Origin of the sequence: Necropsobacter rosorum, assembly GCF_964241405.1 — a bacterium.
Lineage (GTDB): Bacteria > Pseudomonadota > Gammaproteobacteria > Enterobacterales > Pasteurellaceae > Necropsobacter > Necropsobacter rosorum.
The window spans coordinates 43668-58898 of the sequence record NZ_CAXSXF010000001.1 but is presented as its reverse complement, the minus strand read 5'-3'; the positions used below and the strand labels follow the sequence as shown (position 1 = coordinate 58898).

The 15231-nt window shown below is 48.9% G+C and carries 13 protein-coding genes; 11 read left to right on the top strand and 2 right to left on the bottom strand.

Features of this window, described 5'->3' with window-relative positions:
* Window positions 1-8: 8 nt before the first annotated feature.
* From ftsW to ACESOH_RS00230, 10 genes are all read left to right on the top strand, one after another.
* A complete protein-coding gene (gene ftsW, locus ACESOH_RS00275; protein ID WP_032091879.1) occupies window positions 9-1199 on the top strand; it encodes a putative lipid II flippase FtsW in 1191 nt (396 codons plus the stop codon).
* Window positions 1192-2271, top strand: a complete 1080-nt coding sequence (gene murG / locus ACESOH_RS00270; protein WP_373098911.1) for an undecaprenyldiphospho-muramoylpentapeptide beta-N-acetylglucosaminyltransferase — start codon at window positions 1192-1194, stop codon at window positions 2269-2271. Before ftsW ends, murG begins: the two co-directional genes overlap by 8 nt.
* Before the next feature lie 21 nt (window positions 2272-2292).
* Window positions 2293-3729 carry a UDP-N-acetylmuramate--L-alanine ligase gene (murC, locus tag ACESOH_RS00265; RefSeq protein WP_373098909.1) on the top strand — a complete coding sequence of 479 codons (1437 nt, stop codon included), beginning with the start codon at window positions 2293-2295 and terminating at the stop codon, window positions 3727-3729.
* 15 nt (window positions 3730-3744) lie between these two features.
* Entirely contained in the window at window positions 3745-4674 is a 930-nt protein-coding gene (locus ACESOH_RS00260) for a D-alanine--D-alanine ligase (RefSeq protein WP_373098908.1), read from the top strand.
* On the top strand, window positions 4671-5438 hold the full coding sequence (locus ACESOH_RS00255; RefSeq protein ID WP_373098906.1) for a cell division protein FtsQ/DivIB: 768 nt from the start codon (window positions 4671-4673) through the stop codon (window positions 5436-5438). Before ACESOH_RS00260 ends, ACESOH_RS00255 begins: the two co-directional genes overlap by 4 nt.
* Before the next feature lie 34 nt (window positions 5439-5472).
* Window positions 5473-6750, top strand: coding sequence for a cell division protein FtsA (gene ftsA, locus ACESOH_RS00250; RefSeq protein WP_032091884.1), 1278 nt, complete (start codon window positions 5473-5475; stop codon window positions 6748-6750).
* Between the two features lie 85 nt (window positions 6751-6835).
* A complete protein-coding gene (ftsZ, locus tag ACESOH_RS00245; protein WP_032091885.1) occupies window positions 6836-8143 on the top strand; it encodes a cell division protein FtsZ in 1308 nt (435 codons plus the stop codon).
* A 45-nt stretch (window positions 8144-8188) separates the two neighbouring features.
* The gene (gene lpxC / locus ACESOH_RS00240) at window positions 8189-9106 is read left to right on the top strand and encodes a UDP-3-O-acyl-N-acetylglucosamine deacetylase (protein WP_032091886.1); all 918 of its coding nucleotides are present in this window, start codon (window positions 8189-8191) and stop codon (window positions 9104-9106) included.
* Window positions 9107-9324: 218 nt separating this feature from the next.
* Entirely contained in the window at window positions 9325-10971 is a 1647-nt protein-coding gene (gene ushA, locus ACESOH_RS00235; RefSeq protein ID WP_373098904.1) for a bifunctional UDP-sugar hydrolase/5'-nucleotidase UshA, read from the top strand.
* 28 nt (window positions 10972-10999) lie between these two features.
* On the top strand, window positions 11000-12160 hold the full coding sequence (locus tag ACESOH_RS00230; RefSeq protein ID WP_373098902.1) for a chorismate mutase: 1161 nt from the start codon (window positions 11000-11002) through the stop codon (window positions 12158-12160).
* 71 nt (window positions 12161-12231) lie between these two features.
* On the opposite strand, the gene ACESOH_RS00225 is transcribed toward ACESOH_RS00230, so the two are convergent.
* The gene (locus ACESOH_RS00225; protein ID WP_032091889.1) at window positions 12232-13545 is read right to left on the bottom strand and encodes an NCS2 family permease; all 1314 of its coding nucleotides are present in this window, start codon (window positions 13543-13545) and stop codon (window positions 12232-12234) included.
* A gap of 135 nt (window positions 13546-13680) precedes the next feature.
* Window positions 13681-13881: a YMGG-like glycine zipper-containing protein gene (locus ACESOH_RS00220; RefSeq protein ID WP_032091890.1), complete on the bottom strand. Its 201-nt coding sequence runs from the start codon at window positions 13879-13881 to the stop codon at window positions 13681-13683.
* Between the two features lie 205 nt (window positions 13882-14086).
* Here ACESOH_RS00220 and galE point away from each other — a divergent pair, with 205 nt between their 5' ends.
* A complete protein-coding gene (galE, locus tag ACESOH_RS00215; protein WP_373098900.1) occupies window positions 14087-15103 on the top strand; it encodes a UDP-glucose 4-epimerase GalE in 1017 nt (338 codons plus the stop codon).
* The last annotated feature ends 128 nt before the right edge of the window (window positions 15104-15231 follow it).

Sequence of the window (15231 nt, the reverse complement as noted above, 5' to 3'; positions counted from 1 at the left end):
TCAGGTTAATGCGGTTTATCGAGAATTTTAAACAGAACTACCAACATTGGACGAGACTGGCGCCGGCTAATTTACTGTATGATCGTGCGCTGTTCTGGCTATTTATCAGTTTATTGTTGATCGGTCTGGTGGCGGTGTCTTCCGCTTCCATTCCGGTGGGAACCCGGCTGTTCAACGATTCTTTCTATTTTGCCAAACGCGATGCGCTGTATGTGGTGATTTCCATTGTCGCCTGCTATACCTTTTTACAGGTTCCGATGGACAGCTGGCAAAAATATCACGCTTATATTTTCTGGAGTGCCATGTTTTTGCTGGTGCTGGTGCTGATTCCCGGTATCGGGGCGAAAATCAACGGCGCGCGGCGCTGGATTCCGCTGGTTTTCTTTAATTTTCAACCTGCCGAATTTGCCAAACTGGCGCTGACCTGCTTTCTGGCCAGCTATTTTACCCGCCGTTATGATGAAGTTCGCAGTAAGCGGCTAAGCGCATTTAAACCGATGATTGTCATGGGGCTGTTGGGCGGCTTGTTATTATTGCAGCCGGATCTGGGCAGCACCATTGTATTGTTTATTATTACCTTCGGGCTGCTGTTTATTGCCGGCGCGAATTTCTGGCAGTTTGTTGCGCTGGGCTTTTCCGGCGTGTTGCTGATCTTGTGGCTGGCGGTGTCGTCCGCTTATCGACTGAAACGTTTGACCGGGTTTATGGATCCTTTTCAGGATCCGTACGGTACCGGTTTCCAGTTATCCAATTCCCTCATGGCGTTCGGGCGCGGTGAATTCAGCGGCGAAGGGCTGGGCAACTCCATTCAGAAACTGGAATATTTGCCGGAAGCCCATACCGACTTTGTGATGGCGGTTATCGGCGAGGAATTCGGTTTTATCGGCATTTTTTTTGTAATTGTGTTATTGGCGCTGTTAGTGTTCAGAGCGATGAAAATCGGGCGTGAATCATTACAACTGGAACAGCGTTTTAAAGGCTTTTTCGCATTCGGCGTCAGTTTCTGGATTTTTTTTCAGGGCTTTGTCAATCTGGGCATGGCATTAGGGCTGTTGCCGACCAAAGGGCTGACTTTCCCGCTGGTCAGTTACGGCGGTTCGAGCTTGATTATTATGTCGATCACGATCGGCGTATTATTACGTATCGACCATGAAAACCGTTTAATGCGCGGCGGTCAGGCACGTTTGCGGGATGATTAAGGAAAAGATTGTGGTACAGAAAACAAACAAAAAATTACTCATCATGGCCGGCGGTACCGGCGGACATGTTTTTCCCGCGATTGCCGTGGCGCAATATTTACAGCGGCAAGGCTGGGAGATTTGCTGGCTGGGTACGCAAGATCGTATGGAGGCGCAGTTGGTGCCGAAATACGGCATTCCGATTCGGTTTATTCAGATTTCAGGGTTGCGCGGAAAAGGAATCAAAGCCTTGCTGGCCGCGCCGTTTGCCATTTGCAGAGCGGTATTGCAGGCGCGCAGCATTATTCGTGACTATCGCCCCGATGCGGTATTGGGCATGGGCGGTTATGTATCCGGGCCGGGCGGGATTGCGGCGAAACTTTGCGGCGTACCTATTGTACTGCACGAACAAAATGCGGTGGCCGGGCTGACCAATCATTGGCTGGCTAAAATCGCGAAGCGTGTATTGCAGGCATTTCCTACGGCGTTTGCACAGGCACAGACGGTGGGGAATCCGGTACGACAGGATTTCTTCGCACAGCCGTCACCACAGCAGCGTTTTGCCGGGCGCAGCGGTAAATTGCGGGTACTGGTGGTCGGTGGCAGTCAGGGCGCAAGAGTGCTGAACCTTACGATGCCGGCGGTGGTTTCGCATCTGGCGGACAAACTTGAGGTGCGTCATCAGGTGGGCGCCGGGGCGGCGCAACAGATCCGCGCCCTTTATCCGTCTGATGCGCCGGTTGAAATCAGCGAGTTTATTGATGATATGGCGCAGGCATATGCTTGGGCGGATATCGTCATCTGCCGTTCCGGCGCGTTGACTGTGTGTGAACTGGCGGCAGTCGGGGCGGCGGCGATTTTCGTGCCGTTTCAGCATAAGGATCAGCAGCAGTATCTCAATGCGAAATATCTGGCCGATGCGGGAGCGGCGGAAATTATTCAGCAAAGCGATTTGAATGCCGACAGAGTAGTGCAGCTATTAACCCGTCTTGATCGCGAACAATTACTGGCTATGGCGATCAACGCAAAAGCCATGTCGGCACCGCGTGCGGCGGAGTATGTCGCACAGGCGGTTATTGAAGTGACAAATTAAGCAGGAATCAGGAATAAATCAATGAAAGATTTTCAACAACGGGTGAGACAAACCGTGCCGGGAATGCGTCGGGTACGCCAAATTCATTTTGTCGGTATCGGCGGCGCCGGTATGGGCGGAATTGCGGAAGTATTATTAAATGAAGGTTATCTGGTAACCGGTTCGGATATTGCGGAAAGTGCGGTCACAAATCGGTTAGTTTCTTTAGGGGCGAAAGTGTATTTTTCCCATGCGGCAAGCAATGTGGAAGGCGCCAGCGTGGTGGTGGTGTCCAGCGCGATTAAAGCGGATAATCTGGAAGTCATCGCGGCGCACGAAAAACGGATTCCGGTTATTCAGCGCGCGCAGATGCTGGCGGAAATTATGCGTTTCCGTCACGGTATCGCCATTGCGGGAACCCACGGCAAAACCACGACAACGGCGATGATTTCCATGATTTATGCGCAGGCCGGTCTGGATCCGACCTTTGTCAACGGCGGTTTGGTAAAATCTGCCGGGGCGAATGCGCATTTAGGCTGTAGCCGTTATTTGATCGCGGAAGCGGATGAAAGCGATGCGTCGTTCCTGCACTTACAGCCGATGGTCTCGGTAGTAACGAATATTGAGCCGGATCATATGGATACCTATCACGGTGATTTTGAGGAAATGAAGCAAACCTATGTGAATTTTCTGCATAATTTGCCATTTTACGGTTTGGCGGTGCTGTGCGCCGATGATCCGGTTTTACATGAATTGATCCCGCAGGTCGGCCGTCAGGTGGTCACCTACGGTTTCAGCGAAAAGGCGGATTACCGCATTGAAAATTATCGTCAGAGCGGTTTTCGCGGCTATTATACGGTGGTGACGCCGGCGGGAAAATCCATTGAGGTATTGCTCAATGTGCCGGGGCGACACAATGCCTTGAATGCGACGGCCGCGCTGGCGGTGGCGAAAGAAGAAGGCATCGGCGATGATGCGATTCTGATTGCGCTGGCGGATTTTCAGGGCGCGGGGCGTCGTTTCGATCAGCTGGGTAAATTTAGCCGTCCGAACGGTAACGTGATGCTGGTGGACGATTACGGTCATCACCCGACGGAAGTGGAAGTTACCATCGAAGCTGCACGTCAGGGCTGGGGTAATAAGCGTATTGTGATGATTTTTCAACCGCACCGCTATTCGCGCACCAGAGATTTATTCGACGATTTTGTCCGTGTGCTGTCGCAGGTGGATGTGCTGATTATGCTGGATGTTTATGCGGCGGGAGAACAGCCGATTGCTGGGGCGGACAGCCGTTCCTTATGCCGTTCGATTCGTAATCTGGGCAAGGTGGATCCGATTTTTGTGGCGGATCATGCGCAGCTGGCGGCGATTCTTGATCAGGTGATACAGGAGGGCGACCTGATTCTTGCGCAGGGTGCGGGGGATGTGAGTAAATTATCCCGTCGCTTAGTGACAAAATGGACGGCGGAACAATTGTAATAAGTGGAATAAGCAATGAAAAAAGCATTAAAACAACAAAAAATCGCAGTATTGCTGGGTGGCACGTCGGCGGAACGCGAGGTGTCGCTCAGTTCGGGCAATGCGGTGTTAACGGCATTGAAGAATCAGGGATTCGACGCCCACCCGATCGACCCGAAAACCTTTCCGGTCGCTACGCTAAAACAACAGGGGTTTGAGCGGGTATTTAATATCTTACACGGCCGCGGCGGCGAAGACGGCACCATGCAGGGCTTGCTGGAACAAATCGGCCTACCTTATACCGGCTGCGGGGTGATGGCGTCGGCGCTGACCATGGATAAACTGCGCACCAAAATGCTGTGGAAAGCCTTTGGCTTGCCGGTGGCGGAGATGGAAATCGTGACGAGAGCCGGTCTGTCAGAACTAAATCCGGCGGCGATTGTCGAAAAATTAGGATTGCCGCTGATGGTGAAACCGTCGCTGGAAGGTTCCAGTGTAGGGATGACGAAGGTCAAAACGCTGGAAACGCTGAAAAGTGCGGTGGAATTTGCGTTAAAATATGACGATACGGTATTGATTGAGGAATGGCTGGCGGGGGATGAATTTACCGTGCCGGTGCTGGATAACGAAGTGCTGCCGTCGATTAAAATTGTGCCGGAAGGCGAATTTTATGACTATGAAGCCAAATACCTTTCGGATAATACGCAGTATTTTTGTCCGGCAGGCTTAAGCGACGAACGCGAGCAGGAATTGCGTCAATTAGTGAAAAAAGCTTATGATGCGGTAGGTTGCCGCGGCTGGAGCCGAATTGACGTAATGACCGATGGGCAGGGACGTTTCCGTCTGGTTGAAGTGAATACCAACCCGGGGATGACCAGTCACAGTTTGTTTCCCAAATCGGCGGCGGCGGCGGGATATTCCTTTGAACAGCTGGTCGTCAGAGTGCTGGAGCTCAGTGTTGAATGAATGTATTACGGCATAAAACCTCGCAGGGAATCAGAACGGGTACACCGAAATCGCGGTTTTTTGTGCAGATAAAACCCTTAGTTGTGCTATTATGCTTGGGGCTGTTGTTTTATGCTTATTCTAACCGGCAGGATTGGCTGGAAGCGTTGGATGACCGACCGATAAGCGCCTTTGCTTTGGTCGGTGCGCCGAACTTCACCACCGATACGGATGTGCGGGAAACCTTGCTGAAAATGGGCGGATTAAAAGGTTTTTTCGGGCAGAATATGGATGTGGTGCGGGATCAAATTCAGACCATGCCTTGGATTAAAGATGTGGTGGTGCGTAAAATCTGGCCCGATCGCTTAAGCATTCTGGTCAGTGAATATACTCCGGTGGCGGTTTGGAATGAAACGGAGTTTTTATCCGCTGACGGCGTGGTGTTTAAATTGCCGATAGAAAAAGTAAAACAGACGAATTTACCCCGCTTGTCCGGCCCGGATTACCAAAGTGCGGTTGTGCTCGGTGCCTGGAATAAAATTTATAATGACTTTAAATCCAAAGGGCTGGTTGTCAAAGCCGTGGCGATTGACGCCAGAGGTTCGTGGCAGGTTGTGTTGGATAATGACGTCACCCTAAAGTTAGGGCGCGGCGAGTGGAAAACAAAACTGGATCGCTTTGCGACGATTTACCCGCAGATCGAGGTGCCGGAACATAAAAAATTGTCTTATGTGGATTTGCGATACGGCGTCGGTGCCGCGGTGGGAATGGTTGATGCGGATTAGGGCATAATTACAGTGAATAGTGCGAAGTTATAACATGGCTAAAATTGTGGAATCAAAAACTATTGTAGGATTAGAAGTCGGTACTTCTAAAGTCGTGGCGGTTGTCGGTGAAGTTTTACCCGACGGTGTGGTGAATGTGCTTGGGGTGGGCAGTTGTCCGTCCAAAGGCATTGATAAGGGCAGCATTACCGATTTAAGTGCGGTCGTAAATTCCATTCAGCGTGCGATTGAAGCGGCCGAATCGGTTGCCGATTGCCAGATTATGAGCGTGACGCTGGCGATTACCGGGGAACATATTCAAAGCCTGAATGAAAGCGGTTTCGTTCCGATTGCGGAAGGTGAGGTGACCCAGGATGAGATCGATTCCGCCATGCATACGGCAAGTTCGGTCAAAATGGGCGAAGGGTTGTCTTTACTGCACATTATTCCGCAGGAATATGCCGTGGATAAACAGGTTAATATTAAAGATCCGCTCGGTCTGCAAGGGGTTCGCTTAAAAGCGCAGGCGCATTTAATCGCCTGTCATCAGGATTGGCTGAATAATCTGAAAAAAGCGGTCGAACGTTGTAAATTAAAGGTGGATAAAATCGTTTATTCCGGCGTTGCATCCGGTTATTCCGTCTTGACCGAAGACGAAAAGGATTTAGGTGTTTGTCTGATCGATTTCGGAGCCGGTACCATGGATATTGTGGTTTATACCAACGGCGCACTGCGATTCAGTAAGGTGATACCTTACGCCGGCAACCGCGTTACTGATGATATCGCCTATGCCTGCGAAACCTCAAGAATGGAGGCGGAACGGATTAAAGTCAATTACAGCAGTGCGTGGAACCCGCCGACCACACATGCGGAGAAAAAAATTGAAGTCGCTGGTATCGGCGGCCGTACGCCGCGGGTGTTGACCAAAGAACAGTTATCGGTGGCAACGTCCGCACGTTATGAAGAATTACTGGGATTGGTGCGCAATGAATTAAACCAATTGCAGTATGAACTTGAAAGTAAGCAGATGAAATTCGAATTGATTGCCGGTATTGTGATTACCGGCGGCGGTGCGCAAATTGAAGATCTGAAACTCTGTGCCGGCAAAGTGTTCGGCACGCAGGTTCGCATCGGCAGCCCGATGAATATCACCGGTCTGACCGATTATGTGAATAAACCGCAGTATTCCACGGTTGTCGGCTTATTGCAGTATAACCATAATAACGAAGACGAAAGTCCGATTAATGATCATTATGGTTCGGAAGATAGTTTTTGGGGTTCGACCTGGTCAGGGCTGAAAAAAATTATGAATAAAGTGCGCTCAGAATTTTGAGAATTTCGATTTTTCATCTACAATAAGAGCAATTTAAGTTTTAATTTTGCGCCAATCCGAGAATTGGCATTGACGGAGAATAAATATGTTTGAACCGGTTGATTACGATCTTGGCGATATGAACGGTGCGCTTATCAAAGTTGTTGGTGTCGGCGGCGGCGGCGGTAACGCGGTGAATCATATGGTCGCTAATATGATTAAAAATAATATTGGCGGTACGGTCATCGATAGCGACGAACTTGTTTATCCGACACCGGAAGATGAACACGGCAGAATTATTTTCTACGCGGTCAATACGGATGCGCAGGCATTGCGTAAAAGTAATGTACAGCAAACGGTGCAAATCGGTGGCGAAACCACCAAAGGATTAGGTGCCGGTGCGAATCCGAATGTCGGCCGCAAAGCGGCGGAAGACGATCAGGAAGCTATCCGTGCAATGCTGGAAGGTGCCGACATGGTGTTTATCGCTGCCGGTATGGGCGGCGGTACCGGAACCGGTGCGGCGCCGATTGTTGCGCAAATTGCCAAAGAATTAGGTATTCTGACTGTTGCGGTGGTGACCAAACCGTTCTCTTTCGAAGGGAAAAAACGCATGCAGTTTGCCGAAATGGGAATTAAGGAATTATCCAAGCATGTGGATTCCCTGATTATCATTCCTAATGAAAAATTATTAAAAGTACTGGGTAAAAATATCAGTTTACTAAATGCGTTTGCGGCAGCGAACGATATTTTACGCAATGCGGTAACCGGTATTTCCGATATGATTACTTCGCCGGGCTTAATTAATGTGGACTTTGCCGATGTGCGTACCGTTATGTCGGAAATGGGCCGTGCGATGATGGGATCCGGTGTGGCGCAAGGTGCGGCGACTGACGGCCGAGCGGAAAAAGCGGCGCAGGATGCGGTGGCCAGTCCGTTACTGGAAGATGTGGATTTATCCGGTGCGCGCGGCGTACTTGTGAATATTACTGCCGGGATGGATCTCGGTCTGGACGAATTCTATACTGTCGGTGATACTATCCGGGCTTTTGCTTCTGATGAAGCGACGGTCGTGGTGGGTACCACATTAGTACCGGAAATGGTTGATGAAATTCGGGTGACGATTGTAGCCACCGGTATCGGTGATATTGAAGGGCCGGATATTCAGATTATGCCGCGTACCCAAGGCGTGTCGCAACCGATGGGACAGGCGAATGCAAAACCGAATCAGGGCGGTTTCGGGCAGTACGGTCAAAACGCATCAACCCATGGGCAGGAACAAGTGCCGAATCGGCCGGCTAATCTTGCCGATCGCAATATTTTGGATACGCCGATTACGGACAGACTGAACTCGCTGAAAAAAGACGAGAACCTGTTTAACGCGGCAAATTTTATACGTCACCCTGAAAAATAGAATTTATATATTAATCTTGTTGTTTAACAATAGGTTAAAAAAATTATGATTAAACAAAGAACATTAAAACAAAGCATTAAAGTCACCGGTGTCGGGCTGCATAGCGGTAATAAGGTCACCTTGACATTACGCCCGGCCATGGCAAATACCGGAGTGGTTTATTGCCGTACCGATTTAAATCCGCCGGTCACATTCCCGGCGAATGCCAATGCGGTGCGTGATACCATGCTTTGTACTTGTCTGGTTAATGAAGAAGGCGTGCGGATTTCTACGGTTGAACATCTGAATGCCGCATTGGCGGGATTGGGCATCGATAATATTATTATTGAAGTCGATGCGCCGGAAATTCCGGTGATGGACGGCAGTGCAAGTCCGTTTATTTATCTTCTGCTGGATGCCGGTATTGAAGAACAGAATGCGGCGAAGAAATTTATTCGCGTAAAACAGCCGGTTCGGGTTGAAGACGGTGATAAATGGGCGGAATTGAAACCTTATAACGGTTTCCGTCTGGACTTTACCATTGACTTTGAACATCCTGCGATCAGCAAAAACGTGCGTAATTATGTGCTGGAGTTCTCCGCGCAGGCGTTTGTTCAGCAAATCAGCCGCGCCAGAACATTTGGCTTTATGAAAGATATTGAGTATCTGCAATCACAGGGATTGGCGCTGGGCGGTAGCTTGGATAATGCGATCGTGTTGGATGACTACCGTATTTTAAATGAAGACGGTTTACGTTTTAAAGATGAGCTGGTGCGGCATAAAATGCTGGATGCTATCGGTGATCTTTATATGGCGGGTTACAATATTATCGGCGATTTCAAAGCCTATAAATCGGGGCACGGTTTAAATAATAAATTGCTGAGAGCGCTGTTGGCCAATCAGACTGCGTGGGAGTTCGTCACCTTTGACGACAAAGCGCAAGTGCCTCAGGGTTATGTGGCGCCGATTCAAGTGTTAATCTGATTGATTGTGATGCGGGAAAAGCTATATTTCGACGGAATATAGCTTTTTTATTGTCCGCCCGCTAAAAAAGTGCGGTCGGTTTTTTCTCTGTTTTTCGGTATGATATCGTCGTTGCATAATTCATTTATATGTCCGGAAGGCCGGCATCGACCTGTCGCGGCAGAATAACAACATTGTGCGTGATGCCATAATACTGCTGTTTTTGAAAGGTGATTAATATGAAAAAGTTAGTGAAATTCAGTGCATTGATTGTTGGTTTGTATGCCTCCGCGGTGATGGCTTACCAACCGGATCAGATCTATCGTTTCACTGTGCTGCACACCAACGATTTACACGGCCATTTCTGGGCGAATGATAAAGGCGAATACGGTTTGGCGGCACAGAAAACCTTAATTGACTGGATTAAGCGCGAGGTTGAGCAAAAAGGCGGTGCGGTGGTGTTGCTGAATGCAGGGGACATCAACACCGGCGTACCCGAATCGGATCTGCAAAATGCCAAGCCGGATATTGAAGGGATGAATATCATCGGTTATGAAGCCATGACCTTAGGCAACCACGAGTTCGACAATCCGTTGCAGCTGTTGGATATGCAGGAAAAATGGGCGAAATTTCCGCTGCTGGCCGCCAATGTTTATCATGCCGACAGTTCTCAGCGATGGGTGAAACCTTATACCGTGCTGAATAAACAGGGATTAAAAATCGCGGTAGTGGGGCTCACGACGGAGGACACCGCCAAACTGGGTAATCCTGAATATATGGGGGCGGTCAAATTTGCCGACCCGACTAAAACCGCTGAGCAAGTGTTGGCGGAATTAGATGAAAAAATACAACCCGATGTCAAAATCGCGTTGACTCATATGGGCTATTATTACAACGCCAAACACGGTTCGAATGCGCCGGGCGATGTCAGTCTGGCTCGCAACCTGCCGCCGAAATCTTTCGATATGATTATCGGCGGTCACACCCATGATACGGTATGTGTGGATGCGAACGGGGTATTTATTGAAAAATATCAGCCGACCGCGCCCTGCATGCCGGATTTCCAGAACGGCAGTTGGATTATGCAGGCCGGCGAATGGGGGAAATATGTCGGCAGAGCGGATTTTGAGTTTAAAAACGGTGACTTGAAACTGGTGAATTATCAGCTGATTCCGGTAAACCTGAAACAAAAAGTGAAGACCGCGGACGGTAAAACCGATTATATTTTGTACGCTGAAGAAATCCCGCAAGATGCGCAGTTGCTTGCGTTGCTGAAAACCTATCAGGATCAGGGCGATAAATTGCTGGGGGTGAAAGTCGGCGAGAGCAAAGGGCTGTTGCTCGGCGATCGCGATGCGGTGCGTTTTCGTCAGACCAATTTGGGGCGATTAGTGGCGGAAGCGCAGCGTGAACGCGTTAAGGCTGATGTCGGCATTATGAATTCCGGCGGAATTCGCGATTCGATTCAGGAAGGCGATGTCACTTATAAAGATATTTTGAAAGTTCAGCCTTTCGGCAATATCATCAGCTATGTGGAATTGAACGGAGCCGAATTACTGGATTATCTGAACGTGGTGGCGTTAAAAGAGGTGGATTCCGGCGCTTATGCGCAATTTGCCGGCATTTCGATGCGAGTGAACCGTGCCGAGAAAAAAGTCGAACAGGTGAAAATTCAGGGGCAGCCGATTGATTTGCACAAAACCTATCGTATTTCGTTGCCGAGCTATTGTGCGGCGGGCGGCGACGGTTATCCGGTGGTCACAAATAAGCCGAGCTATGTGAATACCGGCTTTGTGGATGCGGACGTGCTGAAAGCGTTTTTTATTAAAAATTCGCCGATTGATGCCGCGACATTTGATCCGAAAGATGATGTTGTTTATCCTTAATCTCCGAGATTGTTATTAGGACAAAAATATGGCTCTTGAGTTAAGTGAAATTCGCCGGCAGATTACGCAGATCGACCGCAGCTTGCTGAAATTGTTATCCGAACGGCATCGTTTGGCGTTTGATGTGGTTCGCAGTAAAGAAGCGACCCAAAAAGCGCTGCGCGATGTCGAGCGCGAACAGCAGCTGTTACAGGAATTGGTGCAGTTTGCGGAAAACGAAAATTATCAGCTGGAACCGCAGTATATTACGAAGGTTTTTCAGAAAATTATTGAAGATTCGGTATTAACCCAGCAGGTTTACTTGCAGAAAAAGCTGAATGCCCAGCGCGAACAGCGGATTCATATTGCCTTTCTGGGTAAACGCGGTTCCTATTCGCACCTTGCCGCACGCAGTTATGCTACGCGTTATCAGGAAGAATTCATTGAGCTCAGCTGTAGTTCATTCGAACAGATTTTTGACAAAGTGCAAAACGGCGAGGCGGATTATGGCGTGCTGCCGCTGGAAAACACCACCTCCGGCTCAATTAATGAAGTGTATGATCTGTTGCAGCATACGGAATTATCGCTGGTCGGCGAACTAGCTTATCCGATTAAACATTGCGTGTTGGTGAACGAGCAGGACGATTTAACGAAAATTGATGTGCTATACAGCCACCCGCAGGTGATACAGCAATGCAGCCGGTTTATCCGCAGCCTTGAGCGGGTTCATATCGAATATTGCGAAAGCAGTTCGCATGCGATGGAATTGGTGGCAAGTCTGAATAAACCGAATATTGCCGCGTTAGGCAACGAAGACGGCGGTAAATTATACGGTTTGCGGGTATTGCAAAGCGATATCGCCAATCAGGAAAATAATATTACCCGCTTTATCGTACTTGCTAAAGAGCCGGTCGCCGTGTCGCCACAGATTCGGGCTAAAACGCTGTTGCTGATGAGTACGCCGCAGCAGGCCGGGTCGTTGGTGGAAGCGTTATTGGTGTTTAAGCGCCATAATATCAGTATGACTAAACTGGAATCCCGCCCGATTTACGGTAAACCGTGGGAAGAAATGTTTTATCTGGAAATTGAAGCCAATATCAATGATCCCGCAACCCAGACCGCATTCGAAGAATTAAAGCAGTACAGCAGTTATTTAAAATTATTGGGATGCTATCCGAGCGAGATTGTCAAACCGGTAGAGGTTGACTGATTAACAGATTGAAGATTGAGACGAAAAAGGGCTGAATATGTTGTTCAGCCCTTTTTGATGTTCTCGCAAGGTTAAATTGCCCAGCCGCCGACATAGAACAGCACTAAGGCAACGGCAATAATAACGGTACCCAGATTGAGTTTTTTCACTTCACCGCTCACCAAACGACCGATAACCAGCATGGCAAAACCTAACATTATGCCGGTCACGATGTTGGCGGTTAATACGATAAATACGGCGCAAACCAGACCGCTCATTGCGCCCACAAAATCAGAAAAATCCAGTTTGCTCACGTTGCTTAACATTAATAAACCGACATACATTAACGCCGGTGCGGTGGCATAACCGGGGACTAAACCGGCTAACGGCTGAAAAAACAGCATAAGTAAAAACAAGACCCCGACGACAATGGCGGTGATCCCGGTTTTACCGCCTGCGGCAGTACCGGCGGCAGATTCGATATACACCGCGGCGGGAGCGGTACCGAAAATACCGGAAAACAGACTGCTGACCGAATCGGAGGTCAGGGCTTTGCCGCCGTTAATGATTTGCCCGTCTTTATCCAGCAGGTTCGCCTGACCGGCTACCGCGCGAATCGTGCCGGTGGCATCAAATACTGCGGTCATCACCAAGGCGAAAACGGCCGGTAAAATAGCCGGTTGTAAGGCGCCCATTAAATCCAGTTCTAAAAACAGCGATTGTTCGCCGAAGGTTGGCATTCTGAAGATCTCACCGCCGAATGTGACCTGAGGATCAAAAATTAAGCCGATCAGGGTAATGGCAATAATCACCCATAAAATCGCGCCTTTGATTTGCATTTTCTCCAAACCGATAATGGCGGCAAGACCGATTAACGACATTAATACCGGAAATGAAGAAAAATCGCCGAGTTTTACCGGTAAACCGGCTTGATTGCCCACAACGATGCCGACGCCGTTGGCGGCAATTAATAACAGAAACAGCCCGATTCCGATTCCCGCGCCGTGAGCAATGCTTGCCGGCAGATTGCGTAAAATCCAGGCGCGTATACCGGTGGCGGAAATCAGCGTAAAGATTACGCCCATAAAAAAGACCGCACCTAAGGCGACAGGCACGCTGACATGCTGTCCCAGCACCAGACTGAAGGCGGTAAATGCCGTGAGAGAAATGGCGCAGCCAATCGCCATCGGGGCGTTGGCCCATAAGCCGATTAAAACAGAACCGAGACCGGACACCAGACAGGTTGCGATAAATACGCTTTCTGCCGGAAAACCGGCGGCGCTCAGCATATTCGGTACCACGATAACGGAATAGACCATGGCTAAAAAGGTGGTCAGACCCGCAATGATTTCCTGACGGACGGTTGAACCGCGTTGCGCAAGCTCAAAATGCTTTTCCAAAGACATAAAATACCCTGTGTAAATAATCTAAAATCGCGGGTATTTTACCTGAAAGTCTTGAAGAGTAAACGTTTGCGATGAAAAACGGGCAATAAAAAAGATCTGCTTAACAGATCTTTCATTAAAGTCGGGAAATTTAAATTATTTAACCTGGCTGCCGATTAAGCCGCCGAGTGCCGCACCGCCTAAGGTTGCGCCGGTCGAATTACCGATAACGTTACCGGCCACACCACCTACCGCAGCACCGATAGCCGTGTTTTTCTGCGTTCTGGACATGCCGTTACAGGCGGCGACAGCGGTGACGATTAATACCAGCGATGCAATTTTTACAATAGTTTTCATAAAATAAACTCCATAGGATTTCCGAAAATGTAAATGAACTCTGCATGTCATTTACTACAGCATAAGACTATCAGGTTTGATGAAAAGTTCAATAAATAATATCTATGTATAAAATCGCTTGAACCGAATGAATAATTTTCCCATTGCAGCAAAATGTTCTATACTACGTCCGTTCGGAGATCAGTAAACAAATTAGGAGAATATAATGACGATTTTAGTGACAGGCGGCGCAGGTTATATCGGTTCGCACACCGTGGTCGAATTATTAAATTCAGGGAAAGATGTTGTTGTATTGGATAATTTATGTAATTCATCGCCGAAATCCCTTGAACGCGTCAGCCAAATTACCGGCAAAGACGTTAAATTTTATCAGGGTGATGTGCTGGATGCGGCGCTTTTGCAGAAAATCTTTGCCGAAAATGCCATCAAATCGGTGATTCATTTCGCCGGTCTGAAAGCGGTGGGTGAAAGTGTACAGAAACCGGCGGAATACTATATGAATAATGTGACCGGTTCGCTGGTGTTAGTGCAGGAAATGAAAAAAGCCGGAGTATGGAATTTCGTGTTCAGTTCGTCTGCCACCGTTTACGGTGATCCGGAAATTATTCCGATTACGGAAACCTGCAAAGTGGGCGGAACGACCAACCCTTACGGCACCTCTAAATTAATGGTGGAGCAGATTCTGACCGACATCGCCAAAGCCGAGCCGCGATTCAGCTTTACCATTCTGCGCTATTTTAATCCGGTGGGCGCACACGAAAGCGGCTTAATCGGTGAGGATCCGAACGGCATTCCGAATAATCTGCTGCCTTATATCAGTCAGGTGGCTATCGGCAAACTGCCGCAGTTATCCGTATTCGGCAGTGATTACGACACCCATGACGGTACCGGCGTGCGCGATTATATTCATGTGGTGGATTTAGCGGTCGGCCATTTGAAAGCGCTGAATCGCCATGAAGATGACGCCGGGCTGCATATTTATAATCTGGGCACCGGCGTCGGTTATTCCGTGCTGGATATGGTGAAAGCCTTTGAACAGGCAAATGACATTCAGATTCCGTATAAACTGACTGACCGCCGTCCGGGCGATATCGCCACCTGTTATTCCGATCCGACACGGGCGGCAAAAGCATTGAACTGGCGCGCTGAACGCGGTTTAATGCAAATGATGAAAGACACCTGGAACTGGCAGAAAAACAATCCGCAAGGGTATCGTGATTAAACATCATCGCCGTTAGCGCCGGCCTTGCTTGGCGCTGACGGTATTTGAAAAGCCACCGTTGCACTATTTAGGCGTATTTTCAGTTCGCTTTTACCGTTTAACGATATCGGAAAAAAATTTAAAAAACA

Excerpts from the sequence above, each read along its gene's own strand:
- ftsZ (WP_032091885.1), top strand. The coding sequence starts at position 6,836 with ATGTTTGAACCGGTTGATTACGATCTTGGCGATATGAACGGTGCGCTT.
- lpxC (WP_032091886.1), top strand. The coding sequence starts at position 8,189 with ATGATTAAACAAAGAACATTAAAACAAAGCATTAAAGTCACCGGTGTC.
- murC (WP_373098909.1), top strand. The coding sequence starts at position 2,293 with ATGAAAGATTTTCAACAACGGGTGAGACAAACCGTGCCGGGAATGCGT.
- ftsA (WP_032091884.1), top strand. The coding sequence starts at position 5,473 with ATGGCTAAAATTGTGGAATCAAAAACTATTGTAGGATTAGAAGTCGGT.
- ACESOH_RS00220 (WP_032091890.1), bottom strand. The coding sequence starts at position 13,881 with ATGAAAACTATTGTAAAAATTGCATCGCTGGTATTAATCGTCACCGCT.
- ACESOH_RS00260 (WP_373098908.1), top strand. The coding sequence starts at position 3,745 with ATGAAAAAAGCATTAAAACAACAAAAAATCGCAGTATTGCTGGGTGGC.
- galE (WP_373098900.1), top strand. The coding sequence starts at position 14,087 with ATGACGATTTTAGTGACAGGCGGCGCAGGTTATATCGGTTCGCACACC.
- ACESOH_RS00230 (WP_373098902.1), top strand. The coding sequence starts at position 11,000 with ATGGCTCTTGAGTTAAGTGAAATTCGCCGGCAGATTACGCAGATCGAC.
- ftsW (WP_032091879.1), top strand. The coding sequence starts at position 9 with ATGCGGTTTATCGAGAATTTTAAACAGAACTACCAACATTGGACGAGA.
- ACESOH_RS00255 (WP_373098906.1), top strand. The coding sequence starts at position 4,671 with ATGAATGTATTACGGCATAAAACCTCGCAGGGAATCAGAACGGGTACA.
- ushA (WP_373098904.1), top strand. The coding sequence starts at position 9,325 with ATGAAAAAGTTAGTGAAATTCAGTGCATTGATTGTTGGTTTGTATGCC.
- ACESOH_RS00225 (WP_032091889.1), bottom strand. The coding sequence starts at position 13,545 with ATGTCTTTGGAAAAGCATTTTGAGCTTGCGCAACGCGGTTCAACCGTC.
- murG (WP_373098911.1), top strand. The coding sequence starts at position 1,192 with ATGATTAAGGAAAAGATTGTGGTACAGAAAACAAACAAAAAATTACTC.